16 protein-coding genes and 1 pseudogene are annotated in these 25,757 nt (G+C 37.2%); 6 read left to right on the top strand and 11 right to left on the bottom strand.

The features are described from left to right. Positions 1 to 41: 41 nt before the first annotated feature. From ACYIAR_RS11645 to ACYIAR_RS11625, 5 genes are all read right to left on the bottom strand, one after another. On the bottom strand, positions 42 to 1,613 hold the full coding sequence (locus ACYIAR_RS11645; protein WP_480329727.1) for an OstA-like protein: 1,572 nt from the start codon (positions 1,611 to 1,613) through the stop codon (positions 42 to 44). Beyond that, positions 1,610 to 2,971: a peptidylprolyl isomerase gene (locus ACYIAR_RS11640; RefSeq protein WP_480329726.1), complete on the bottom strand. Its 1,362-nt coding sequence runs from the start codon at positions 2,969 to 2,971 to the stop codon at positions 1,610 to 1,612. The genes ACYIAR_RS11645 and ACYIAR_RS11640 overlap by 4 nt, the downstream gene beginning before the upstream one ends. 22 nt (positions 2,972 to 2,993) lie before the next feature. Beyond that, entirely contained in the window at positions 2,994 to 3,863 is an 870-nt protein-coding gene (locus ACYIAR_RS11635; protein ID WP_480329725.1) for a peptidyl-prolyl cis-trans isomerase, read from the bottom strand. Further along, the gene (locus ACYIAR_RS11630; protein ID WP_480329724.1) at positions 3,860 to 5,434 is read right to left on the bottom strand and encodes a peptidylprolyl isomerase; all 1,575 of its coding nucleotides are present in this window, start codon (positions 5,432 to 5,434) and stop codon (positions 3,860 to 3,862) included. Before ACYIAR_RS11630 ends, ACYIAR_RS11635 begins: the two co-directional genes overlap by 4 nt. A gap of 691 nt (positions 5,435 to 6,125) precedes the next feature. After that, the gene (locus ACYIAR_RS11625) at positions 6,126 to 9,107 is read right to left on the bottom strand and encodes a DUF6383 domain-containing protein (RefSeq protein ID WP_480329723.1); all 2,982 of its coding nucleotides are present in this window, start codon (positions 9,105 to 9,107) and stop codon (positions 6,126 to 6,128) included. A 963-nt stretch (positions 9,108 to 10,070) separates the two neighbouring features. Here ACYIAR_RS11625 and ACYIAR_RS11620 point away from each other — a divergent pair. Then, entirely contained in the window at positions 10,071 to 11,348 is a 1,278-nt protein-coding gene (locus tag ACYIAR_RS11620; protein WP_480329722.1) for a nucleotide sugar dehydrogenase, read from the top strand. 164 nt (positions 11,349 to 11,512) lie between these two features. On the opposite strand, the gene ACYIAR_RS11615 is transcribed toward ACYIAR_RS11620, so the two are convergent. From ACYIAR_RS11615 to ACYIAR_RS11605, 3 genes are all read right to left on the bottom strand, one after another. Continuing rightward, on the bottom strand, positions 11,513 to 12,592 hold the full coding sequence (locus ACYIAR_RS11615) for a T9SS type A sorting domain-containing protein (protein WP_480329721.1): 1,080 nt from the start codon (positions 12,590 to 12,592) through the stop codon (positions 11,513 to 11,515). A gap of 175 nt (positions 12,593 to 12,767) precedes the next feature. Further along, positions 12,768 to 13,562: a zinc transporter ZupT gene (zupT, locus tag ACYIAR_RS11610; protein ID WP_480329720.1), complete on the bottom strand. Its 795-nt coding sequence runs from the start codon at positions 13,560 to 13,562 to the stop codon at positions 12,768 to 12,770. Between the two features lie 337 nt (positions 13,563 to 13,899). Continuing rightward, complete coding sequence (locus tag ACYIAR_RS11605) at positions 13,900 to 14,766, bottom strand: Abi family protein (RefSeq protein WP_480329719.1); 867 nt, start codon at positions 14,764 to 14,766, stop codon at positions 13,900 to 13,902. Positions 14,767 to 14,888: 122 nt separating this feature from the next. Between ACYIAR_RS11605 and trmB the strand changes: the two genes are divergently transcribed. Then, positions 14,889 to 15,647, top strand: coding sequence for a tRNA (guanosine(46)-N7)-methyltransferase TrmB (gene trmB, locus ACYIAR_RS11600; protein WP_480329718.1), 759 nt, complete (start codon positions 14,889 to 14,891; stop codon positions 15,645 to 15,647). A 120-nt stretch (positions 15,648 to 15,767) separates the two neighbouring features. Then, positions 15,768 to 16,877 carry an Mrp/NBP35 family ATP-binding protein gene (locus tag ACYIAR_RS11595; RefSeq protein WP_480329717.1) on the top strand — a complete coding sequence of 370 codons (1,110 nt, stop codon included), beginning with the start codon at positions 15,768 to 15,770 and terminating at the stop codon, positions 16,875 to 16,877. A 119-nt stretch (positions 16,878 to 16,996) separates the two neighbouring features. Here ACYIAR_RS11595 and ACYIAR_RS11590 read toward each other — a convergent pair whose 3' ends face one another. From ACYIAR_RS11590 to secDF, 3 genes are all read right to left on the bottom strand, one after another. Further along, positions 16,997 to 17,443, bottom strand: coding sequence for a calycin-like domain-containing protein (locus tag ACYIAR_RS11590; protein WP_480329716.1), 447 nt, complete (start codon positions 17,441 to 17,443; stop codon positions 16,997 to 16,999). Between the two features lie 56 nt (positions 17,444 to 17,499). Continuing rightward, the gene (locus ACYIAR_RS11585) at positions 17,500 to 18,282 is read right to left on the bottom strand and encodes an aspartate/glutamate racemase family protein (RefSeq protein WP_480329715.1); all 783 of its coding nucleotides are present in this window, start codon (positions 18,280 to 18,282) and stop codon (positions 17,500 to 17,502) included. A gap of 124 nt (positions 18,283 to 18,406) precedes the next feature. Continuing rightward, positions 18,407 to 21,400, bottom strand: coding sequence for a protein translocase subunit SecDF (gene secDF / locus ACYIAR_RS11580; RefSeq protein WP_480329714.1), 2,994 nt, complete (start codon positions 21,398 to 21,400; stop codon positions 18,407 to 18,409). A gap of 574 nt (positions 21,401 to 21,974) precedes the next feature. Between secDF and ACYIAR_RS11575 the strand changes: the two genes are divergently transcribed. The 3 genes and pseudogenes from ACYIAR_RS11575 (at position 21,975) to ACYIAR_RS11565 (ending at position 25,267) form a co-directional block, all read left to right on the top strand. Next, positions 21,975 to 22,874: a DUF4468 domain-containing protein gene (locus ACYIAR_RS11575; protein ID WP_480329713.1), complete on the top strand. Its 900-nt coding sequence runs from the start codon at positions 21,975 to 21,977 to the stop codon at positions 22,872 to 22,874. Positions 22,875 to 22,919: 45 nt separating this feature from the next. Next, positions 22,920 to 23,222: pseudogene (locus ACYIAR_RS11570) on the top strand (tetratricopeptide repeat protein); the annotation flags it as partial. An 80-nt stretch (positions 23,223 to 23,302) separates the two neighbouring features. Further along, positions 23,303 to 25,267 carry an SUMF1/EgtB/PvdO family nonheme iron enzyme gene (locus ACYIAR_RS11565; protein ID WP_480333639.1) on the top strand — a complete coding sequence of 655 codons (1,965 nt, stop codon included), beginning with the start codon at positions 23,303 to 23,305 and terminating at the stop codon, positions 25,265 to 25,267. The last annotated feature ends 490 nt before the right edge of the window (positions 25,268 to 25,757 follow it).

Below are 25,757 nucleotides of genomic sequence, written 5' to 3'. Positions count from 1 at the left end.
AGTTTTAAAGTTTATTTGCTCGTGAGTTTACTCTCACACTGCTAATGTACGAATTTATTGCTTCTTTTTGGCCTGTCTTGCACTTTTCTTTTCTTAACGACAAAAATATCGTCTTTACTCAATGGTCTAAGATAGTCAAACCACATGAAGTCTTTCAAGGTTTTCTGTGAAGGCTTCAAGTCCGGTATCGGAGTCATAGAACCGACCGGAGAAGGCCATATTTTAAGTTTTTCCAGCTTATTGTCTTTTACCCAAATAGTAAGATATCCGCTTTTTGTGGCATTAAGTCCAACCATTGAGCCATCATTCTCTATCGGATAAAAGATTGACTCTGCATTTCCTTCAACATCAATCTGTCTTACAGCTTGTCCGTTGAAATAAGCCTTAAGGTCATTTCCTTTAAGCTGATTGTAGTATGCTGTATCCAATTCCTGTATAGCAAATGCAAATTGCTTCACATGTGCATGATCTATTGTGGAATCGTTCATATATAAAAGTATAGTATCACCATACAGCTGATATTGCTCATTCCAGATTACAGGGTCATTATACATATATAATATAGAGTCCCTGGAGTTGAATTGCATAGAATCGCACACTCCCTGAATATCTGTTCTGAAGAAGCGTACTCCGTAAAAAGCCTTGACTTCACGGTATGTTGAGTCAATAGTCATCATTTCCAAAGTGTCAGCTCTCAGATACAAAGTATCTCCTTGCGAATATTCCAGGAAAGATGCACTGTCAGTTGCAAAAGCATAACCTGTTTTCTCGTTGTAATATCCATAATTGCCTCGCAACATAACATTCTGCAACGTATCTTCAATTGACATGCTGCCGAACACTTCACCAAAACCAGCATCACGGTCGTATGCGATAGAATCACCTATTAGAATCTTGTTTCCCGAAGTTATCTCCGAACGGTCAAGCAGCATTGCTGTATTATCAATTGTATTATACCATCCCAAAGAAGAATGTATAACACCACTGTCCGAAACAATAACAGAAGGGCCAAGTATAGTAGATAATTTTGTGTCAGTATTATAATGTAGTGTATCAGAATACAAAGTAAAGTTCGGATTTTCCAGACGAACGCTATCATTGAATATCGCCAGTTTAGTTGCCGGAGAATATTGTCCGTAAAATGAAGACAACTCATTCAACGAATCAACAATAAGACCGCCATCAAAATAATAACCGATATTGGCTATTCTCTCATAATTAAGACTATCGGTGAAAAGCGTAACCTGTCGGTTCTCCATTCTTACATTATTTCTAAGATATGCAATTTGGGCATTACCGTCATAGAAAAGATAATCACCATACACAAAAAGTGTATCACCCTGTTCCATTCTCACATTACTGAAAGCTTCCAGGGAATTAGTCTTCTCAAAGAAATATGCACTGTCGCAATACATATATGAACTGTCATGGCGAAAGCACACATCACCATTCAGCACCTGTGCATCCGCCATAACTTCTTTATCGAACGACAATGTATTTGCGTGTTCAAGATAAACTTTAGTCTTTTTCTGCTTTAATGTATCTTGTGTCTGAGAAAAAACATAAGAACTCAGACACAGAAAACACACTATTAAATTTACAACAAGTCTCATTCCTTAATCCAACCAGGGTAACGGAAATCGCAGTTTTTCCAACCGTCACTAATTCGTACATAGGTTGTTTTTTGCTGCTTCTTAATCCACTCGTTTAATAACTCTTCTTTCTTCTTATTTTCTACTATTGCCTTCAAAGCCTGATAGTCCTCAGCAAGGTTAGCCTTATGAGCCTCAGTTCTTGCCTTAAGCTTAACAATAGCTACAACTTCTTTCTGACTTTTATTTATCATAGTAAATGGTTTGGAAATTTCTCCTACTTTCATTTCATAAACCACTTTACCTACTTCCTGCGGAAGTTCCTGCATTTCGAATTTTGGTGTTCCGTTGTTTGCACTTTCATAATTCTGGTTCACCATCAAACCTCTGTTGTTTCGCGTATCTTTATCAGCAGAAAGGAAAGTTGCGGCTTCTTCAAAAGAGAATTTGTTAGCCTGCAAATCATTATATAATGTATCCATTTTTGCCAATGTCTTTGTTAATTCAGAATCCGAAACTTTCGGTTTCAACAAAATATGGCGGCAATTGATACGGTCACCTCTTTTTTCAATAAGCTGAATAATGTGATAACCAAATTCAGTCTGTACAATCTGAGAAACACGTTTTGGATCATTAAGGTTGAAAGCTACATTTGCGAACTCAGGAGCTAGCAAAGCTTTTCCTGTAAAACCAAGTTCACCACCTCTTTTTGCAGATTCAGGGTCTTCTGAATACAAACGCGCCAAGGCTGAGAATTCACGTTCACCGGAAGTAACCTGTTCAGTAAACTCACGTAATCTCGACTTGATGGCATCAACTTCTTCCATCGGAATCTTAGGTTCCATTGTTATTATCTGAACCTCAACTGTAGAAGGAATATTTGGCAAACTATCCTGAGGTAATTCATTGAAATATTTTCTTACCTCCGAAGGTGTTAGCTTAATCTCACCTACCAGCTTACGCTGCATTTCCTGAACAATCTGCTGTTCGCGAATCGTTTCAGTTCTTTCCTCCTTAATCTGAGGCATCTTCTTATTGAAGTATTCTTCAACCTTTTCCTTTGAACCAATCTGGTTGATTACGAAGTTCATCCATTGCTCAACACTCTGGATAACTTGAGCTTCGGGAACTTCAACACTATCTATTTTAGCCTGATTCAAATAAAGCTTCTGTATTGCCATCTGTTCCGGTATCACACAATAAGGGTCGCCGTCCAACTTTTCACCGGAATTCAACATATACAATCGCTGTGACTCTACATCTGAACGCAAAATCGCATCATCACCTACAACCCAGACAACTTCGTCAATGACATTATCCTGAGCTTTTACTTCCACTATACTGCATGCCAAAAGCAAAGTAAATAATAACTTTTTCATCCGATTTTTATTTTCATTTATTTTAGAGGTCCTCGCCATGGAATTTCACATTTCCTTTGCGTATTGCCTCATTATATATTTCTTCTTCAAAACTTCTCAGAAATTCTGATTTACGTTGCGACAAAAGTATTTCCTTTATCTGCGCCGACGCATAATCAAAAGGCGCACGGTTTCCTTTGAATTCCACTTCTTTGACTTTAAGAAGATAGCAATACGCAGAATCCGACACCTCAATGAGTTTATCCGTTTTCAGCATACGGTTAAATTCTGATTTCTTGACCGGCATATTTTCAGCAATTTCCTCGCCGCTCATCCATCGGTCGTAAAAATAGTCATAAATAACCGCATTCTGCAAACTATATTTCTCTATTTTTTCAATTAATTCGTCACCTCCCGAATTACACCATTTCTTTAAATCAGACAATCCCGGCGCATCCGAAGGCACTTTCAGAAACAGACCTTTCACAATATCTTCCTCAAGCAGGAATGATTCCTTGTTAGTTTCATAATAGTCGGAAATTTCCTTATCAGATATCTCGGCAGACAATCTTTCTTCAACAAGCTTTTCCTCATATTTATGACTCATCAGCGACTGCCGGTATGCATCGACAAGCCTGTCTATTTCTTCTTTTTCATCTTCCAGATGCTTGTTTGCCAAATCATATATAAGAGCATTTTTTACCCATTTCTTCACATAACTTTCAGCCATCATAAGACTGTCCTGCGACGAAAGAGTTTTAGGTATGAGTTTTTTCACCTCAAATGCTGTCAAAGTATGCTGTCCTACCGACACCAATGCATCCCCCTTACTTCTCGGAGCTTTATCAGTACACGAGATTAAGGGCAGAAAGAAAATACCCGCCAACCATATCAATGCATTTCTGACTATCATTTCTTTGATATTCTTTTTAATACTTTTTGGTTTATCTCAACAGGATACTTCTTCTCCAGCTCTTTTATCCAGGCTTCTTCAAGAGCTTTCTGCTCTTCTGCCGGTTTCGACCAGATTTTTCTGTTACTAATCTCAAACAAAAGTATTCCGTCACGATATTCGTTCATAAGCAAATCAAATTCCGGATGTTTTTTCTTCAGATTACTCTTTTCAACTGAAGTCAATATTTCCCTTACATAAAGTTCAAACACTTCGTGCATAAAATCACCGGAATATGTCTTTGTCGAGAATGGGCATCTTTGCATATAATTTACAAAGTCTTTCTGAAGAAACTCCTTACCGTCAATCACGAACAAAACATCGCTCATGTCCTTAGCCTTATCATAAAACTCTTTCGACGTCGGGAAATACTCATCACACAAAGCCTGAAGCTGTGCGTATGATTTTTCATTCAGCTTATATCCATACTCAGCCTTCATTCTGTCGTCAAAAGCCTGATATAGCTCAAAGTTTCTTTCGCCCTGCGCCATTAGTCTTCTCAGTCTCTTTGATTCTTTGTCATACTCAGGCAAACCTTCCTTAGATATAAGTTTGATTATATGATATCCGAATTTCGATTTCACTGGCTCCGACAGTTCGCCTTCCTTATTCAAGGCATAAGCAGCTTCCTCAAACTCTCTCACCATAGTTCCTGGATTGAAAGCCGGAAGTTCTCCGCCCCTCTTTGCAGACTGCACATCAGCCGAACGGCTCTTTGCCATCTCTGCAAAGTCTGCTCCGGCAATCAATTCTTCATACATTTTCTCTGCATCCTTTTTCACCTGAAGCGAATCCTCTGCACTTCCATCCTTCTTGAAAGAAAGTAAAATATGAGCAACTCGAATCTTTCCCGGATTTGCAGGCTTTGAATGAAGCTTTATAATATGGAATCCCATCTTTGTACGAACTGGAGCAGTCACACTTCCGACCGGCATAGTGAAAACTACATTCTCAAAAGCCTTCACTGTCTGCATTGGCAAAAGTCTGTAAACATATTCATAAGCCACATGTTCCTTATCGGCGGCAACATATTCCTGCGCAACCTTCTGGAAATCCTCTCCAGCTTTTATACGTTCGTAAGCTTCCATTGCCTTATTATATACAGGCAATGTATCATTCGAAACTGTCTGCTCAGGCAATCTGAAAAGTATATGGCTACATTCAACCATTTCTTTCATGCGGTCGAACTCAGCCCTTACCACACGGTCTTCAGCTTCCTCGTCCGAAAGGAATTCCGAAATCAGCTGACTGCGATATTCCGACAATTCTTCCTTGAATGACGAAGTCTTGTCAACTCCTTCCGCCTCAGCTTCTGCCACCTTCAGCTTGAAATTCTTATATAATTCAACGAACGAAGCTCTCTCTTTCGCATCCGAAAGATTAACAGCCCCGTTCTTCTTAGCCATAAAAAGAAACTCATCTATTTTGACAGGCTTTCCTGCCACTGTCATAACCACAGAATCCTGTTCTGATGCCATTACTGACATTCCTCCTGCCAGCAAGTATAAGGATAACCAAGATATAACTTTCATCTATACTGATTTTTTATCAATACTATGCATATATGCATACAAAACGCAAAAATAATATTAATCTAACGCATTACAGAGCTTTATAGTGTATTAGGCGTGGAAATTAGTGTTTTTTATCAATTACACTCATACATAAATATAATAAACAGTCGCTTTCCTGTTCCAACGGATTTGCAATCCGTTGGATAATGTTGGTGGATTTGAAATACACTTTTTAACGGGATTACAAATCCCGAATATATATTCCATCGGATTGCAAATCCGATGGAACAGTTTTTCCTCCGTGTCTCCGTGTTTTTTTAATTTTCAATTTTCAATTCTCAATTTTCAATTTAATAACGAAAGGCTGCTCCTCCGAAGAGAAACAGCCTTCCTTAGACATTTAATTTTTATTCACACGCCCTTTCATTCCTCACGGAATTACTTTTTGCGGGCTTAGAACTTTTAATTACACTATTATTATTAATAACTAAAAATTAAAGGTTTCACTCTCACGAGTTACTTAATTTCTTTTTAATCATCAGTCGTCAGTTATAAGGATTATTGTTTTAAAAGAACGGGAGCAGCAAGATTCAGCGGGCATCTTTTCCCGAGAGTCTTTCCGCTCCCGCCTGTTTTTAAGATTATTTCGTTTTGAGCTTTGAGTTGTAAGATTGAACTTACAAACTCAAAAACTCATTAACTTATAAACTTATTTTACATTTACTTTGAAGCTTTCACCTTCAACTGCAACTACTACGATACCAGCAGGTACGTTGATTGTTGCGTTGTCTGATGTCAATACTTCGTTAGCTACTACCTGACCCAAGATTGTAGATACTACTACGTTCTTACCTGCAGCGTTCTTAACTACGATAGAACCGTCGTTAGCAACAACTTTAACTTCAGAAGCAGATACTGATTCGTTAGATGTTGGAGCTTCCATTTCTTCAACTGCTACAACTAAAGCGTTTTCCTTATTAAGTGTGAATCCTAACTTACCATTTACATTCATTAGGTAATTATTATCACGTACACTCTTAACAACATATTCGCCTTCAGAATCTTCTGTCTTTTGAATAATCTGGAATTTGAAGTTATTCAAACCATTGTCAGCAGTAATATCTTTAGTATTTACTACCATAGTTTCAGAATCTTTCAATGTAGCAGCTTGGAATATAGCCTTAACAGTTGATTTATTCGGCATCAAATAATCATAATCTGTAATAATACTTGCAGTTGCCTCATCATAGTGATAAGCAGAGTCTACAGCATTATACAAGAACATACGATCTGTTGCATCTTTAACACCTTTAGAAATATAGAATGAAGGTGTATAAGCCTTAGAATCTGTTGTATCCAACCAGAATGTCAAATCATCCTTAGTATATTCAGCTTTCAATGAAGATACAGGTGCAACAATTGCATCACCAGCTTCACTCATTGCAACATATCCTAATGTGCTATTCAAAGCAACATGCTGAGGAACATGATTCAATGATGGTGTTGGAGCTTCTGTAACAATTGAGAAGTCACGAACAATATTTTTCTGATCAGCAACTGCATCATAAAGCGTATTGGTATATGCCAATGTACCATTAGCACTTACTGAGAATACATTTGCATTAGCAGCTGTATGAGTAAATTTATCAGCTTGAAGTAATGAATAAGAACCATTCAAGTTTTCCTTCAAGATAAACTTAGCTGGAGCTTCACCGGCAACAAGTTCAACAACATTAGAAGCATTAGCGTTCAAATACCAGTTCTTACCATCGTTAGTATACTGTTTAAATGCATAAGTAACTACAGCCAAAGTATCACCTGCAACTTTTGTTTCTACTTTCTTATCTTTTGCATTCCAATAAGCAAAACCATTTACAGTATACAAGGTGTCAGTTACTGCTACTTCACTTTCAGATGTTGCTCCATCAAATTTAACCACTTCAAATTGTGCAGCTTTTGAATCATCCTTATTTACTACTACTTTCTTGCCACTACCTTCTAATGTTACAAACAAATCATCAGCAGTAATATCATCTGGTTTGTTAAATTTCAAAGTTGCAAGACTCTGCAAATTTTCATCAGCAATTGTTGCATAACCTGCAGTTGTATTAATAGTTGTTTCAATCAACTTAATAGTTGTACCAACAATACCTGTTGCAATAGTTTTAGTGGTATTATCATATTCTCCATTATTTAACCATCCAACTGTTACAGCATCAGTTGTTCCGTCAAGAACCAAATAATCGCCATTAGACAATTTATTAAGAGTCATCTTAATTTCTACACCGCTCTGACGATTACGGAATGTAAATTCATTATCCTCCACATTTGAAATTGTCCATTGAGCAATAGGATTATTTAGTTTCAAGAAAGCAGTACCATTAGCTTGTAAAGACCAAGACGAACCATCACTATATGACTGCAAATATTTACCATATTCTGAATTTGAAGTGATAGTAACATCTGCCAATTTACTTGTAAACTGAATATTATACACAGCTGGTTTATCAGCTTTCAACAAATCTTCAGCTTTAACAATTGACGAAGAAGCAAATACAGCATCTAAAGCATTAGCTTTTTCAACAGTAGTCAAGTAGTTTTTCTTCTGATCTTTAACTACACCAACTGCGACTTCGCCTGTTGCTGTCTCAAATCCATCTTTATCTTCATTTACATATTTAATTTGACCCATTGTTACTGCCATTTTTCCTGCTGCATTTGTTGGGTCTGTTTCTGTTACTGTAAACAATGCATTAACAGCTGGAACCTGTCCTTTTTTAGCATCTGCACTACTTGATGCTGCAATATTCAAACCTGTTAATGTACGGAATTTGAAACCAATACCGTTTTCAGCATCTGCTTCATGAATTTCATAATTTGCTGTTGGATCTACTACGATGAAAGTTGATGCATTAAAATCTGCTTTAGAATCTATTTTACCATCAGCAGGATATTTTACTGCAAAATAAGTTCCTGCTTCTGGTGCATAATCTGTATTTGCAAAATAGAATGCCTTCATTGGCTGTGCAAAAATATTACCATCTGTAAATGCTGGTTCACCTTCTGCCAACGGGAAATCTAAAGAAAAACCATTATTTCCCAAATGCTTATTTAAATCTGTAGCAGTTAATTCATCTTCAGATGCCACATACATTTTAACTGCAGTTTGAGATGTTCCAAACTCAAAGCTATCAGAAGTTGATTTAATTTGAAGCTGAGTACTCTGAACATCACCAGTAGCATTCAAATAATTAATAGTAGAACTAGATGTCACTTTACCATCAGTCAAAGAAATTTGAAATGTACCCAACAAATCAGTTTTTGCCTGTCCATCGACTTTCAAAGTTCCATCATTCTTAATATATACATACTGTCCATCGTATTTCAATTTGAATGTAGCCTTTTCTGTTCCCAACAAAGCGTAATCAGAAATCTCAAATAATGAAGCATCACTTATAGCAGTAGCTATATCTTTACTATCACTATCTGTATAATGAAATGATGCAACTTTTGTTCCATCAGATAATGCCTGATCTTTTGCAGCTTTCATTAATTGATTTGTATTACTTCCCAAATAAACCTTTACTCCATTCTTCAATGCTTTTTCATAAGGAGTTTGAGCAAAAACATTAGAAGAAAAACTTCCAGCAGCCAACAGCGCAGCCACCATAAAAGTAAATTTCTTGTTCATAATTACTTAAATTTAATCGTTAATATTGAGTTAATAAAATTCATTCAACAATTAATTTACGGAGAGAAAACATCAGGAAGGCAAAACAAAAAAAGTGCAGACCGTTTGTTTCGTTATCAAACAACGGTCTGCACTTTCCTTAAAGTGTCAGTATAAATAGTAGCATAAAAAAAGCGCTGACCGTCGTTTATTACTATGTATTAAGGCATCGGCAAACGCCCTCGAAGCAATAATAAAACAACAGCCCGCGCTCTATACGGTATAGTTCTTTTCCCTATAAGCTACAACAAAGCCTTATATTCTTAAAAAGAAGAATACAGCAGAGCGCAAGCATTCATTGTCTATCATTCCGCTTCTTTAAAAATTTTGCCGATTTCTAATACATGGAATAATATCCGTAAATGCATTGCATTTTTTCTAATAAGTAATCCCGTTGCGACAAAACGCTATTTGTCTAGGATTTGCTGCAAAGTTAAGTAGTAATTATTAATCTGCAAGAGAAAGTTGGTATTTTTTTTCAACATAATGGGTTTATGTGACGAAATATGGGGTTTAGAGGATAAAACACAGAGGTACGAAGACACAGAGGATTATAAAGAGAGGAGAAGGGGAAATCAATTATCTACAGGACTTTTTATTAACCTGCTAACTGAAAAAGAAGTGAAGCAAAGTTTGAAAAACTAATTATATTCTATAAACTAAGCTTTAGTTTTTATAAACTCAGTCTTAGTTTTTAAGAACTAAAGCTTAGTTTTTACAAACTTAGACTTAGTTTTAAGAATAATTACTGAATTATCGAATTTAAAATACTGATTATCAACTTCAGCAAACAATAATAAGAAAGTATTTACTAACATTTATCCCGATAAATTAATATATTCCATCAATTTTATCCATCATAAATAAGAACATATAAGATTCTGTTTTTAATTTTGTCGAAGAAAAAGGAAAGCTGAACTATAAATGAAGAAAGTATATAACATAGGTATAATAGGTTTGGGTTATGTGGGATTTCCCCTAGCCTGCCTGTTTTCTCAAAAATATAAAGTTATTGGCTTTGATATAAATTTAAATCGTGTGGCTGATCTGAATAGCGGGCATGACGCTACAGGCGAAGTCAGTGATGAAAAAATAAGCATGGCTTTGAAAAACGGATTGAGCTGCACAACAGATTATACAAGACTGAAGGATTGTAATGTTTATATCGTAACTGTTCCTACTCCGGTGAATCATCAGAACACGCCGAATCTGACACCGCTAAAAGGTGCCAGCGAAACTGTGGGAAAGGTTCTGAAAAAAGGCGATATAGTTATTTATGAGTCAACTGTATATCCGGGAATGACCGAGGATGTTTGTGCTCCTATTATTGAAAAGATTTCCGGGATGAAGCTTAACCAGGATTTCTATATGGGTTATTCTCCGGAAAGAATCAATCCGGGCGACAAAATTCATACAGTTGAGAATATAAAGAAAATAACTTCCGGTTCTACTCCGGAGATTGCTGCGGAAATTGACGAGCTTTATAATTCTGTTCTGAGGAACGGGACATTCAAGGCTTCGTCTATCAAAGTTGCGGAAGCGGCAAAAATAATTGAGAATTCACAGCGTGATGTTAATATTGCTTTTATCAATGAAATTGCAATGGTGATGCACGCTATGGACATCGACACTCAGGATGTGCTGGAAGCTGCCGGCACGAAATGGAATTTCCTTCCGTTCAAACCGGGGCTCGTTGGCGGACATTGCATAAGTGTGGACCCGTATTATCTTATTCAGAAAGCCAAATTCCACGGAGTTCTGCCGCGAATCATGAGTGAATCGCGAAGAGTGAATGATGCGATGGGAAGTTATGTGGCAAGCAGAGTGGTGAAATGTCTGAATGCAAAAGGCATTCTGGTGAATAATGCTGAAATCCTACTCCTCGGCTTTACTTTCAAGGAAAATTGTCCGGATATCAGAAACACTAAAGTTGTGGATGTATATTCTGCTCTAAGGGATTTCACTGATAATGTTTCAATATTTGACCCTTGGGTTGATCAATATGAAGCTGTTCGGGAATACGGAATCAAGGTTGAAACTCAGAAGCAAGATATCATAAACAAAAAATATGATGCCGTTGTCCTGTGTGTGAACCACGAATATTTCGACAAAATTGATCTATTGTCTTTACTTAAGAATCCGGGAATTATCTTTGATGTGAAGGGGAAACTGGATAGGGATATTGTAACAGACAGATTATGATGTGAAAGTTGACAAGGTTTCAGAGACAAGTTGACAAGGTAAAAACAACTGTAACTTTACAATTTATTATCTAAGAACATTGTTAACTTGTCTCCTTGTCAACTTGTTATCTGTAAGTTGAGCTTACTAAACTTGAGTAAACTTAATTATTATCAAAACTAAAACTAATAACTAATCTTTTTTACTTCATTTCCGATTCTCAGAATATATATACCATGCGCCAAACCCCGGAAAGATATTTCAGACTTACCTTCAGGCAACAAACGCGATTCAACTATTAAGCCTTGCATATTATATAATGTAAGATTCTGCTTGGAAGCTGAAATATTATCTACAACAAGAATATCAGATGATGAGTCAAATCGCCAACGGACTGGAGTGTCTGCAGAAATTTTCTCGTTATGTGTCACAATATAATCGGAATAGAAATTACGGTTCTTATCCTCAGAATCCAAGTCGCCATAAGCTTTTTCCAAAATCTGGTTTCCACGTTCGTCAAATTCATAAATATATCCGTATTCGTCATTCCATTCACCGGAATCGTCCTGGACATAATGACGGACCACATAATCCTTTCCGGTAGCGTCTTTATATTCAAATTTGATTTTCTCCATCAAAATCCAGTCTTTTGCAATTTCATCCCATAAAAGATAATCACTGCTTTCAACTCTTTTTGCCGCATCGAAAGACAATGTCATTTTTGTGACAGTCAACATATTTCCTTCATATGATGAATCAACGACTGCTATAGGATAATTATCTTTTATTTCAACAGGCTGCCAAACCCAAGTTTTAACCCAATTTCCGTCTATATAGCTGTATTCCTCAAAATAATCTTGCAAGCCATTATCCAAAGCGTGGTTCTTGGAGCGTGAAGTCTCAATCCATTTCCCTTCTCCCTTGTAATTAAAAGTAGATTCTTCCCAATAAATTCCGTTGTTATCGTCTTCCTTGTAATTGCGGAACAACGTCTTATAAACCGGATGGAATTCCGAGGACATGGAATATAGCTGTTTACTCTCAACTGATTCTTTGCGTCCTTCGGTATCATAAGAATAATACAACTTTTCAGAAAGTATTCCGTCCGAATAAACATAAACAGAATCCAAAGTTACAGCTTCACTGTTCTTCAACAGATTTATTTCCGGCTGCATCTTTATCATTTTCTCAATATGATTGCCATTTTCTGAAGAAGCAATGGCAAAAGCCGGAACAAAACACAATGTCAGTAAAAAATTTCTCATATGCTTATTGTTTAAGTTATTTAAAACACCTGTCGTTAATAAATTATTCAACAATAAGACACATGAGAAATAAAAACCCCTATTAGTGATTGTGATAAGTTGACAAGGAAGAGGACATTCTTTTCCAGATTTAAATACTTATCAACTTGTTATTTCGCCAATTCGTAACCTGTCACTATAATAAAAGCAGACTAACCGCCATAACCATCATACCAAGAACAACGCCTAATATACCCAAATGATGATGTCCGTATTTTTCCATTCCGGGCAACAATTCATCGAACGAGATGTAAACCATAATTCCCGAAACTAAAGCCAGAAGAGAGGCGTTGATTTCCAAAGTCCAGAACGGCATAAGGAAGAGAAAACCGACTAATGCTCCAACCGGCTCAGCCATTCCCGAAAGGAAAGAATACCAGAAAGCTTTGCGGCGGCTTCCGGTGGCATGATAAATCGGAACGGAAACGGCTATTCCTTCAGGAATATTATGGATTGCTATAGCGAACATAATAGGCAAAGCTATCTCTATATTCGTCATAGCAGAAGCAAATGTTGCCAAACCTTCAGGGAAATTATGAATACCGATTGCAAGAGCCATCATCAGTCCGGTTCGCTTCAGATTCTGAGGCTTTGCATCATTGATTGTATGTATTTCGTGCGGATTTTCTTCTTCAGGAACCAAGCGGTCAATTAATGCTATAAGGGCAATTCCTGCGAAGAAAGCCAAAAGCATAAAGACTGTTGCCTGTTTGCCTGGATAAAGTTCTTCAAACAAATGAACGGATTCCGGCATTAGTTCCATAAATGATACATAAATCATCACTCCGGCTGAAAGCCCTAATGCAGTTGAAAGGAATTTGGTGTTTGTCCGCTTTGCCACAAATGCTATCAAACTTCCTATTCCTGTTGAAAGCCCGGCAATCATTGTCATGCCGAATGCTAGTAATAATGTGTTGTTGTTTATATCCATTTTGAGTTTTTGAGTTTGTTAGTTTTTGAGTTTATAAGTTTAGACCAACTTAAAAACTAAGAGACTTATAAACTCATATTATTATTCATTAATTATAAAACAGAGAATAGAGTGTAATGGTTTAAAGAATATTATTTACTGTCGCGTGAATTGTGGCAAAGGTAGCAGATAACTTATAAACGGATTACATGACTATCAAAAACAAGAAATCCCAATCGCAACGATTGGGACTTCTCTACTTCCTTTTTATAGTGCAGATGCGACGACTATGCTCGCACGGGCACTTTTATTTATACAAAGGTAAATATTATTTTTTATGCAGCAAAATAATATAGCTTCAATATTCGAGTTTAGAAGTTAGTGCTATAACATTCTTGGCATCAGTTGTCTGAACAGAACTAACAAGATTATAAATCTCGCTCTCCAATTCAGCTTTTCGTTTTTTAGAAATACACCCCAGCATATATCTTACAACATCTATGCCACCTTTAATATTGTGTCTACAATCTGCAGAAATGTCAGCAGGCAAGCGTTTAATACCTTTTGGGAAATCCATACGGTAAATGCAACCTCCATGCGCACACTTGTTGCGAAGGACTCTGATAGTTTCAAGATAATTGAAAAAAACACCTCTTGAACAACCATAGGCGTTGGCGACCAAATCTTTCGCTTCCTGTTCTTTCAATGAATCATATAATGTTATAATATTACCGATAGTCATAAACTCAATGGTCTTCCATGCAGGAGCATATATTCCCGAGTGGTTTGCATGATGATGCTGTATTATAGAATTTTTACGCATAGCAGAATAAACCTGTACTTCAAAGTCATTCACAAACTTAGAAGTTACATACTTACGGTTAACAAACCAACAAGGATCATCAATATAACGAAGCGATATATTATAGATAAGTTTTGTACGGATATTGACTTCGATACGATCGAGAGCATTAAGCAACAATCTCCGGAGTTTAGTATCAAATTCATAAAGATCATAGACACTCTTGAATGTTGTACCCGGTTTCAGTTTATGGTCTCGGTGTTCTAGGCATGGGAATTTTATTTCGTATGGAAAAGAATAAAATCCAAGCCGATAATAACCGACATCAAGGAGAATTTCTTTTGCTTTTTCTTCATTATCAAACACCATCCCGTTTGATTTCATTATGGAGATTTGCTGTTCAACTGTATATGCTTTCTTCATTTTAGTCTTAATTAAAAGACAAAGTTACTTTATTATGTGAAACAAACACATTCCTTTTGCATTGATTTATAAAATATATCTTATGCAGGCTTTACTATTCTATAATTCACTATCTTTGCACTATGGGAAAGAATAAATTAGCTAAGTTTGACGATATGGCGGGTTATCCGCATGTATTCCAATATCCTTTCAGCGTATTGAAGGAAGAAGGTTTCCCTATGCGCGGGCATTGGAATGAGCAGTTCTTCAAGAATGACAATCCTATTGTTCTTGAGCTGGGCTGCGGTAAAGGAGAATATACTGTTGGTTTGGGGAAATTATTTCCAAACAAGAACTTTATCGGTGTAGATATTAAAGGTGCACGAATGTGGAGTGGCGCCAAGGAATCGCTGGAAACAGGAATGACTAATGTTGCTTTCCTCAGAACTAGCATCGAGCTTATTGCTCACTTCTTTGCTCCGGGCGAAGTTGCGGAAATATGGATAACATTCCCGGATCCGCAGATGAAGAAAGTGAACAAACGACTCACTTCAACAAGATTCATGAAGATGTATCGTGAGATATTATCCGGCGAAGGATTGATTCATCTGAAGACTGACAGTAATTTCATGTACACATACACATGCGAAATGGCGAAGGCAAACAATTATCCGGTAAAAGTCAGCACTGACGATTTGTATAATTGCGGACTGGCTGATGATATTCTGTCAATCCGAACTTATTACGAACAGCAATGGCTTGACCGCGGCCTGAACATCAAATATATTCAGTTTGTTTGTGAAGAACGCGAACAGCTTATTGAGCCGGATATTGAAATCGAATACGATTCATACAGAAGTTTCAACCGAAGCAAGCGCAGTGCGTTGGCAGCAGGAAAGTAAATACAGGTGACAAGAAACGAGTTGACAAGTTGACAAGGAAAAATAATCTTGTTCACTTGTCACCTCATCAACTCATCACTTTATAAACTAATAAACTCAAAAACTTATAAACTCAAACATATGACCCTTTATCCACAATTGATCCTGGACGCTCTAAAGAACGTGCGTTATCCGGGAACAGGAAAAAACTTGATCGAAATGGATATGGTGGAAGATAACATTCGTATAGACGGTATGAATGTTACATTCTCACTTATCTTCGACAAGCCAAACGATCCGTTTATCCGTTCGGTGGTAAAAGCTGCCGAAACAGCAATCCTGACTTATGTAAGTCCGGATGTAAATATAAAGAATAATATTACCGTTAAGGCTAAGCAGCTTGCACGCCCTGAACCGGACAAACTTCTGCCGGAAGTAAAGAATATAATTGCTGTATCTTCTGGTAAAGGTGGTGTTGGTAAAAGTACAGTTGCAGCAAATCTTGCTGTTGCATTGGCTAAACTCGGATACAAAGTTGGTTTGCTGGATGCCGATATTTTCGGTCCGTCACAGCCTAAGATGTTCAACCTTGAAGAGGCACGTCCTTATATGGTTGAAGTTGGCGGCAGAGAACTGATTGAACCGGCAGAAAACTATGGTGTGAAAATGTTGTCAATCGGCTTCTTTGTGAACAAGGAAGATGCTGTTCTTTGGCGTGGAGCAATGGCTAGTAATGCATTGAAACAGCTGATTGGAGACGCAAACTGGGGCGATTTGGATTATTTCCTTATTGACTTGCCACCGGGAACAAGCGATATTCATCTTACACTTGTACAAACATTGGCTATCACAGGAGCTGTTGTTGTCAGCACACCTCAGGAAGTGGCTTTGGCTGATGCACGTAAAGGTATCAGCATGTTTACAGGAGAAAAGGTAAATGTTCCGGTTCTTGGTCTTATTGAAAACATGGCTTGGTTCACTCCTGCAGAATTGCCGGAAAACAAATATTATATCTTCGGTAAAGAAGGTTGCAAGCGTTTAGCTGAAGAGCTTAATGTTCCTCTTCTTGGTCAGATTCCAATCGTACAGAGCATTTGTGAAGGCGGAGATGCAGGAACTCCTGTAGCATTGAATCCAGAATCAATTACAGGAATTGCATTCCGAAAATTGGCAGAGAATGTGGTTGAGCAAGTAAAATACAGAAATGACAATCTTGCTCCTACACAAAGAGTACATGTAACGAAGAAATAAGTTGACAAGGTCAAGGACTATTCCAAACCGTCAAATGAACTCGATTAAAATACAAAACCGGAAGTCCAGACAAATATTATTTGTAGAACTTCCGGTTAATTTTTTATTTACTGCTCCCGTTACTTTCTGCCTTCGAAATCAACTTCTATTGTCAAATAGTTGGTCAAAGCAGTAATTGTGAAATCCAATTCTTTTTTATCTAATTCTCCAGTAACAGAAAAGGGAATTTGACCAATTTCAGGAATATCCAATGTTGTTGAGCCATTCAGAATATATTCATCTTTATCCTGTGACTTATGAAGATTACATTTTACATTAAACTCAGAAACAGGAAGAATATCTAAAGCCTGAATCTTTAATTCAAGCATAACTTTATCCTCATCATCTGAAGGAACAGTCAGTGTTGCTGTTGCAGGAAGAGATTTGGCAATATCAGCATCATTATATTCAACATCAATTGTTCCATTATAAACACCAGACAAATCATTAATAGAAGGAAGTTTGTCACATGAAAACATCAATACAACACTAAGCGTAAGTAATAAGTAAGAAAATAATTTATTCATAATACAATGTTTAATATATAATTAAAAAATAGAATTTATCACATTAAGACTAAAATCTACAAACCTTTTTCCAAAAGAGCACGTTTGACGGCCAAAGCACTGAAATAAGGATTTGTCAAAACTTCTTTTCCCAGTTTCTCTTCAATATATGATTCACAATATGCCATTGAGCCTTGAGTAAATATTATAACATCAACATCATTGGCAACTTTACTGATTTTTTCAACCATAAGAGATTTTAGTTTATCCGACTCAAGTCCAAAACCACCTTCAATCAGAACTTCCTTTATATCAACATTTCTGTCCATCTCTCTGGCTACACGTCGTAATGTATTTCTTGTTGGTGACAACGATGTTTCAAAAGTAGAGACAACAGCTATTCTATTACCTTTACGTACAGCTTCCCTGCACATTTCTTCATTAACAAGAACAATTGGAATTCCTGTATATTTAGCAATAGTTTGTGAATTATACGCTATATCTTCAACCGTTGAGCAAATACTCAATATGACATCTGCCCCATCTTCAACTGCACTCATATAATATTTTATCATCTTTGCAGCAGAAGCAGCGGAAACATAACCCTCGCTCTTTATTGTCTGAAAGACTTCTGGAGCCTCATAAACCAACAGTTTAACATCTTCTCCAACTTGGTGCTTTATTTCTCTTACAACGTCTGCTTTGAGTTCAGGTGTAGTTACTGTGTAAATCAATGCCAGCTTTATCTCTTTCTGCCCAGGATTCTCAGCCCTAACATTATTTACGAAAATAAATGGCAAAGCAAAGGCCAATAATAAAGCGCTCCAGAATGACTTACTGGAATATAACATTTTATCCATAAATAAAGTTTTAAATCAGATTTAAGTTTAGCAAATCTAATCAATAATTTAATACAAAAAAATTAGGCTGTTCCTCAAATGAAGAACAGCCCTCTTAATAATTATGAAAACAAGAAACTCTCTATTAATTTTCTTTTTCAGCAGCAGCTTTCTTGTTGATTTTTCTCTTCTGCAATTCGTATGCAATTGGAGTTGCAACGAACAGAGTTGAGTAAGTACCAATGATGATACCCAACAAGATTGCAAATGTAAAGCTTCGTATTGTTGCACCACCAAGAACGAAGATACACAATACAACGACCAAAGTTGTCAAAGATGTATTGAATGTACGGCATAATGTAGAATTCAATGCATCGTTGATTACCTGATAGCGGTCGCGCTTAGGATATATTGAAATTGTTTCACGGATACGGTCAAATACAACCACTGTATCGTTGATAGAATAACCAATGATAGTCAGGATTGCCGCAATAAATGTTTGGTCAACTTCCATTGAGAATGGCAACAGTTTCCACAACAGAGTATAGAATGAAATAATACACAATGTTGTTGTTGCAACTGATGCAAACGCTCCGGCAGAAAAAGAGATATCACGGAAACGAAGCAAGATATAAGCAGCCATACAGATCATAGAGAAGATAACTGCAAGGAATGCTGCATTCTTTATATCATCAGCCATTGACGGACCTACTTTTTGTGAGCTCTGGATATAGTCACTTGTGAACTGATCCAAAGTTGTTCCTTCCTTCAATAGAGGTTTCAAACCTTCATACAATTTAGATTCTATTTCCTGATCAACAGAAGCATCTGATTCATCAATCTTATAGTTAGTTGAAATACGAACCTGATCCTGTGAACCGATAGTAATTACGCTAACAGCACCATCAAGTGGTTTATCCAACAAATTACGAACTTCTTCTGTCTTAACATTATTATCGAAACGAACAATATAGTTACGACCACCAGTAAAGTCGATACCTTTGTTCAAACCAATTGTCATCATTGAAATTGCACCAAGAACAATGATTGTAAGAGGAATCAAATAACCAATCTTACGCGCACCAAGGAAGTTTACTTTAGGATTAGTAAGCAAACCTTTAGTGAATGAAGTTGTAAAGGTAATGTTCTTCAATTTATCCTTTTCAAGCAATGCTTCATAAACGATACGAGTAAGGAATACCGCAGTGATGAAAGAAGCAACCAAACCAATAATCATTGTTGTAGCAAAACCACGGATTGGACCTGTACCGAAATAGAACAATACAACACCTGTGATGATTGAAGTCAAGTTTGAGTCGAAGATTGCAGAGAATGCATTTCCATAACCATCAGCAATAGCCTTGCTCAATGATTTACCTGCACGCAACTCTTCTTTTGTACGTTCATAAATCAATACGTTTGCATCCACTGCCATACCCAAAGTAAGCACCATACCGGCAATACCTGGCAATGTCAACACAGCCTGGAATGAAGCAAGGATACCCATTGTAAAGAAGATGTTGAGAACCAACGCTGCATCGGCAATAAGACCTGGAATAAGTCCGTAGAATGCACACATATAAAGCATCAACAAAACAAGAGCAATTGCAAATGAAATAACACCGGCAGTGATTGCTTCCTGACCAAGTGACGGACCAACAACGTCTTCCTGAACGATATGAACAGAAGCAGCCATCTTACCAGACTTCAACACGTTTGCCAAGTCTTTTGCTTCTTCTGGTGTGAAATTACCAGTAATTGAAGAACGGCCACCAGTGATTTCACCGCTTACGTTAGGAGCAGAATATACCATACCGTCAAGAACAATAGCGATAGCACGGCCAACATTTTCTTTAGTCAAACGTGCCCAAGCTTTTGCACCTTCAGCGTTCATTGTCATAGAAACCTGCTGTTCTGAAATACCAGCCTGCTGAACGAAGTCTGCATTAGCATCAGTTACAACATCACCACCAAGAGCTGGTGAACCATCACGGTTTGAAACCTTGATAGCGAACAACTGATAATACATTTCTCTTTCATCAATAGCCTTAACACCCCATTTCAAAGACAAGTTGCGTGGAAGCGCGTCTTTAACCTGCTTCATGTTAAGATACTCATTGATTTTCTCCATATCTTTTGCCTGAGCAACACCAACAACAGCACTTGGCACCAACTGACCATTATACTGATTTACTGAAAGCAATGCAAACAACGGATGCTGTTTTGCAAATTCTTCCATTGACTGGTTCTGAACTTCCGGCTGTTCATTCTTAATATTTGCAAGCAAAGAATCTGCTTCGCTCACTTCAGCTTCAGCTTTTGGAGCAGCTACTGAATCAGTTGCTGCAGTTTCAGCAGTTTCTTCTGAAGAATCGGCAAGTAAAGAAGCCAAAGCAGCATCAGCACCTACAAGATTCTGATAAATTTCAGGCAACTGATATGTTTCCCAAAACTCTAGGTTTGCACTACCCTGCAAAAGTTTACGAACACGTTCCGGTTCTTTTACACCTGGAAGTTCAACCAAGATACGGCCTGCAGTTTCAAGTCTTTGGATATTTGGAGAAACCACACCAAAACGGTCGATACGAGTACGCAACACGTTGAATGAATTATCGATAGCACTCTGCAATTCATCTTTCAACACTTTGATTACGTCAGCATCTGAGCTCTGTGGAGTGATTTTATCTTTCAAATCGAATGTACTGAAAATAGAAGCCAAACGAGCGTTACTATCTAATTTCTTGTACTCTTCGGCAAACAAATCGATGAAATCTTTCTGGCTTGTTGCCTGATTTGCATATGCCAATTCCAATGCCTTGTTGAAATTTTCGTCCTGATTATTTCCAGACAAAGAACGAACTACATCAGGAACACTAAGTTCCAAAACTACGTTCATACCGCCCTTCAGGTCAAGACCCAAACTGATTTCCATCTCACGGCATTCTTTTAAAGTATAGCCAAGCCATACTTTCTGAGTAGATAATGAGTCCAAATACAGACTCTCTTTCGCAGGGTCACCTGCAGCATACTCGACGGCTTTACTGTTGTAATGTCTTGTCACAAAAGAGAAAGACAAATAGAACAAACAAACAAGCGTCAGCAACACTGCAAAGACCTTTACAAATCCTTTGTTTTGCATTTTTGAACTTATTTATTTTTATTATTATTATATCTCAGAATTATTGAGCAAGCATTAATGCTTCCAAACATCCAAATAGTTTCTCTGTCAAATATCCAACACACAGCAAAAAAGCCATAAAAACATTTAAACAGTTCACTACTAATTTAACAAGGTGCAAATATAGAGTTTTTTTCTGTAATGATAATATTTATAATAATTATTTTACAGTTGACAAGGCTTCAGAGACAAGTTGACAAGGAAAAAAGCTATTTCACCGATATTTATTACTCAAGTTTCGCTAGCTAAACTTACAGATAACAAGTTGACAAGAAGACAAGTTTACAAGGTTTTTGGATAATAATTCGTTAAATTACAGGTATTCAGGCCTTGCCAACTCGTATCTGAAGCCATGTTAACTTTTAAGTTGAGCAACTTGCGAAACTTAAATAATTATTTTCTGCTATCATGAGTTTTTTACCATACATTTTATACCTTTGAGGCAAAACATTAAAAATTAATCATGATGAAAAAGGTTTTGCTATTTTTATTCCTGTTACCTTTTTGTGCGTTTGCGCAAGAGGATTCTAAATACATGGAAGGTGCAGTGCCAGAGGTTGACGGCAAAGTTATATTCCAGACAGAACTAACCTCAACTGTTTTGTCACCTGAAATGGTATATGAAACCATAAACAAATGGATGCATGAACGTTTCAGTCGCGAAGGATGTCGAGTTGTATATGAAAATTCTGAAGAAGGACAAGTTGCAGCTGTTGGTGAAGAATATATTGAATTTTCAAGAACAGTTCTTGCTTTGGACCGTTCAAGAATGCAATATCAAGTAACTGCAGAATGTAAAGGACAATCATGTTTGCTGCAATTCAAGAATATCAGATATGAATATGATGTAACATATCAGCGTGAACCTGAAAAATATACAGCAGAAGAATGGATAACTGATAAATATGCTATTCACAAAGGTAAACTAAACCGTATAAGTGGTAAATTCAGAATCAAAACAGTTGATTTTGCAAACCAACTGTTTGCCAATGCCAAAAAGGCTCTTGGTCTGAATACTCTTGAAATTGAAGAAGAAAAGGCTCAAGCAACAATTATAGAAACCCCTGTGAAATCGACTGATTTACCTGGATATAAATCTTATGCTGTTTCAGAGCTTCCTGAAATCATGAAATCACTGTTATCATCAAGTCCATTCTCTGTTGAAAGTAACGGACAAACTATTATTTCTACAGGTAAAGCTGAATGGAAAGGAATGGGTACAATGTTTGGAAAGAATATTGCTTTGTTTGCAACTCCAGCAAACAACTCAGACATAAGCAATCTTAAAGACGACGATATCTATAAATTATCATTCTTCAAGACAGCAAATGAAAATGAGGCTTGGATTATTATCGAATGCAGAAAGTCTGGAAGTTCTACAGAAAACGAACAGAATGTAACAATTGGAGAAATAATTAATATTTGGGTAAAATAAGATACGAGTTGACAAGTTGACAAGGGAACAAGGTTTCAACACCCACAACTCGTTACCTTGTCAACTTGTTCCCTTATAAATACTATGGAAATTATAAAACAAAAAATACAAAACGGAAATATCGACGAAGCAATACAAGAGCTGGATGTCATTATTGAAAACAATCCATCTTCTGATGAAGCATACTATTTAAGAGGTAATGCTTACAGAAAAAAAGGGGATTTTCAACAAGCACTGAACAATTACCTGCATGCTATGGAAATAAATCCTAAAAGTCCGGCAAAACTGGCACACGACATGTTGATGGATATAATGGATTTTTATTATAAGGAAATGTATAATCAGTAAAGTTGACAAGGCTTCAGAGACGAGTTGGCTAGGGATAACTATATTAATAAATAATGAAAGGTTTACAAATTATACCACTAATGCTTTTGTGCATTCCGGCATCATATGGACAAAACGAAGCATCGGCTATTCCTATGGTTGAAATACCTGCCGGAAGTTTCTATATGGGTGGAATGGGAGAAGGTGAAGATTATGACGAAGCACCTGTACACAAAGTAAATATTAGCCGTTCATTCCTTATGAGCGAATCTGAAATTACGAATGCTCAATTTGAACAACTCATGCCTGAACACAGAAAACACAGAGGCAAAAACGGATTTTCAACGGAAGACGACGACGCTGTCGTTTACGTTTCATATCAGGATGCCGTTGATTTCTGCAAATGGCTCAGCAAGAAAGAAGGTAAAAACTATCGTCTGCCGACTGAAGCTGAATGGGAATATGCTTGTCATGCTGGAAATTATTTCCCTTTTTCAACAGGTGATGGTTTGCCAGCAGAATATCATAAGAACCAACAAACAGCCAGAAACCTGAAACCGCTATCTCTGAAAGTAAAGCAAACTCCGCCAAATGCATTCGGACTTTATGATATGCACGGGAATGTTGAAGAATGGTGCCTGGATTGGTATGGACCATACACAGCTGAAGAAAAGACAGACCCGGCAGGCTATGAAAACGGAATATATCGAGTGACACGTGGCGGAAGCCATAACACTCCGGAAAAATATCTCCGTACGACAAACCGTATGGCTATGATTCCTGAAGACAAACATTCACAAACAGGATTCAGGATTGTTCAGGCAGAAGAAATTTCCGGCACTTTACTTCCGGCTCCTGCTCCGGAATTATTCCAACAGAATGTTTCGCAAGAAAATTATAAATGGGAAGACAAAAGCAAAACTCCGATCTTCAAAACGACTCAGGTTTATATCAAAGAACCGGGATGTGACTCTAAAACACCTTTCTTTGCGCACAATCATCAACCGTCTGTTACATGGTGCGACAATGGTGATTTGCTCGCAATATGGTTTTCAGCGAATCAGGAAAACGGAAGAGATATGGTTGTGCTTACCTCAAGACTCAGACAAGGAAACGACACATGGGACGAACCTTCATTATTCTTCAAAGTTCCGGACAGAAATATGACCGGTTCGGCTATAATGAACGACAAAAACGGAACTTTATACCATATTAATGGAGTTGAAGCTTCAGGCGACTGGCAAAATCTTATAATGGTTCAGCGCACAAGCAATGACAACGGCGCAACGTGGAGCAGTCCGCAAATTATTGCTCCGGAACATACAACTCGCCATCAGGTAATAAGCGGTACAATCGTAACTCGTGAAGGTTGGCTTGTCCAGGCTTGCGATGCCGGACCAGGCAGTCACGACGGAGCTGCTATACATATAAGTAAAGACAATGGAAAAACGTGGAACGACCCATGGGACGGCGCTCCTCTACCCGACTTCAAAGACGGAGGAAAAGGTTCGACTATTGCAGGAATTCATGCAGGAATAGTTCAGCTCAACAATGGAAACTTTATGGCTCTGGGCAGAGGAAACAGCATAAAGAATAAAGAAGGAGAACTGCGAATGCCTATGAGTATATCAGATGATGAAGGAAAAACCTGGACATATCATGCTTCTGAGTTTCCTCCAATTGACGGCGGACAGAGACTTGTACTGATGCGACTTAACGAAGGTGCGTTGATGTTGATTTCTTTTACAGGCCATCCGACACGCACTCCTGAAGAAAAACGAGGTATGATTTTCAAGGATAAAAACGGTAAAGAATTCAGAGGCTATGGCCTATACGCTGCCGTATCATATGATGATGGCAAAACATGGCCGGTAAAAAAACTTATTACTGACGGACAAGAAAGATTCCTTAATGGAGGAGCATGGACTCAATGGTTCCTTATGAGTAAAACTCAGGCTGAACCCAGAGGATATATGGCAGCAACACAATCACCGGACAATATGATTCATCTGGTAAGCAGCAGAATATATTACTCCTTCAATCTTAAATGGATTGAAACTCCATAATATTTCAACAGAAACATGGTAGTGTTCTTGTTGAAATGTCAAATGTTTCCAGAAAAATAACAGAAGATTTTCTGAGAGAAGTTTCACAACAAACTTATAACTCTGATACTCTGGATTTTCCTGTGATTCAAGGATATTAGAATTAGAAGTTTTACCATAAAACTAATAAGATAACGCTCAGACACAATAATGTTAAAAAATATCCATAAATCACATCATCTCTTTTATAATTAGAGATATAACAAAGTTGTGAAACATACTAAATTTAAAAAACAGGATAATAATAAGGTATAATAGCATATAAGCAAAATTACTTCCGAAAGAAAACAAAAATAAGTACGGAAGTAATTTCAATTAGGTTCGGAAGTAATTTGATTTGGGTTCGAAAGAAAATTCGATTACTTTCGAATACAAATTCCATAGATTTTTAGTCATAATATTTAAACAAAAATACAGTAACACAATCATATACAATTCATAATACAATTAA

This window comes from Parabacteroides sp. KHUB-01 (assembly GCF_056640935.1).
The sequence above is the reverse complement of the archived record's forward strand: the minus strand, read 5'-3'. Positions and strand labels throughout refer to the sequence as shown.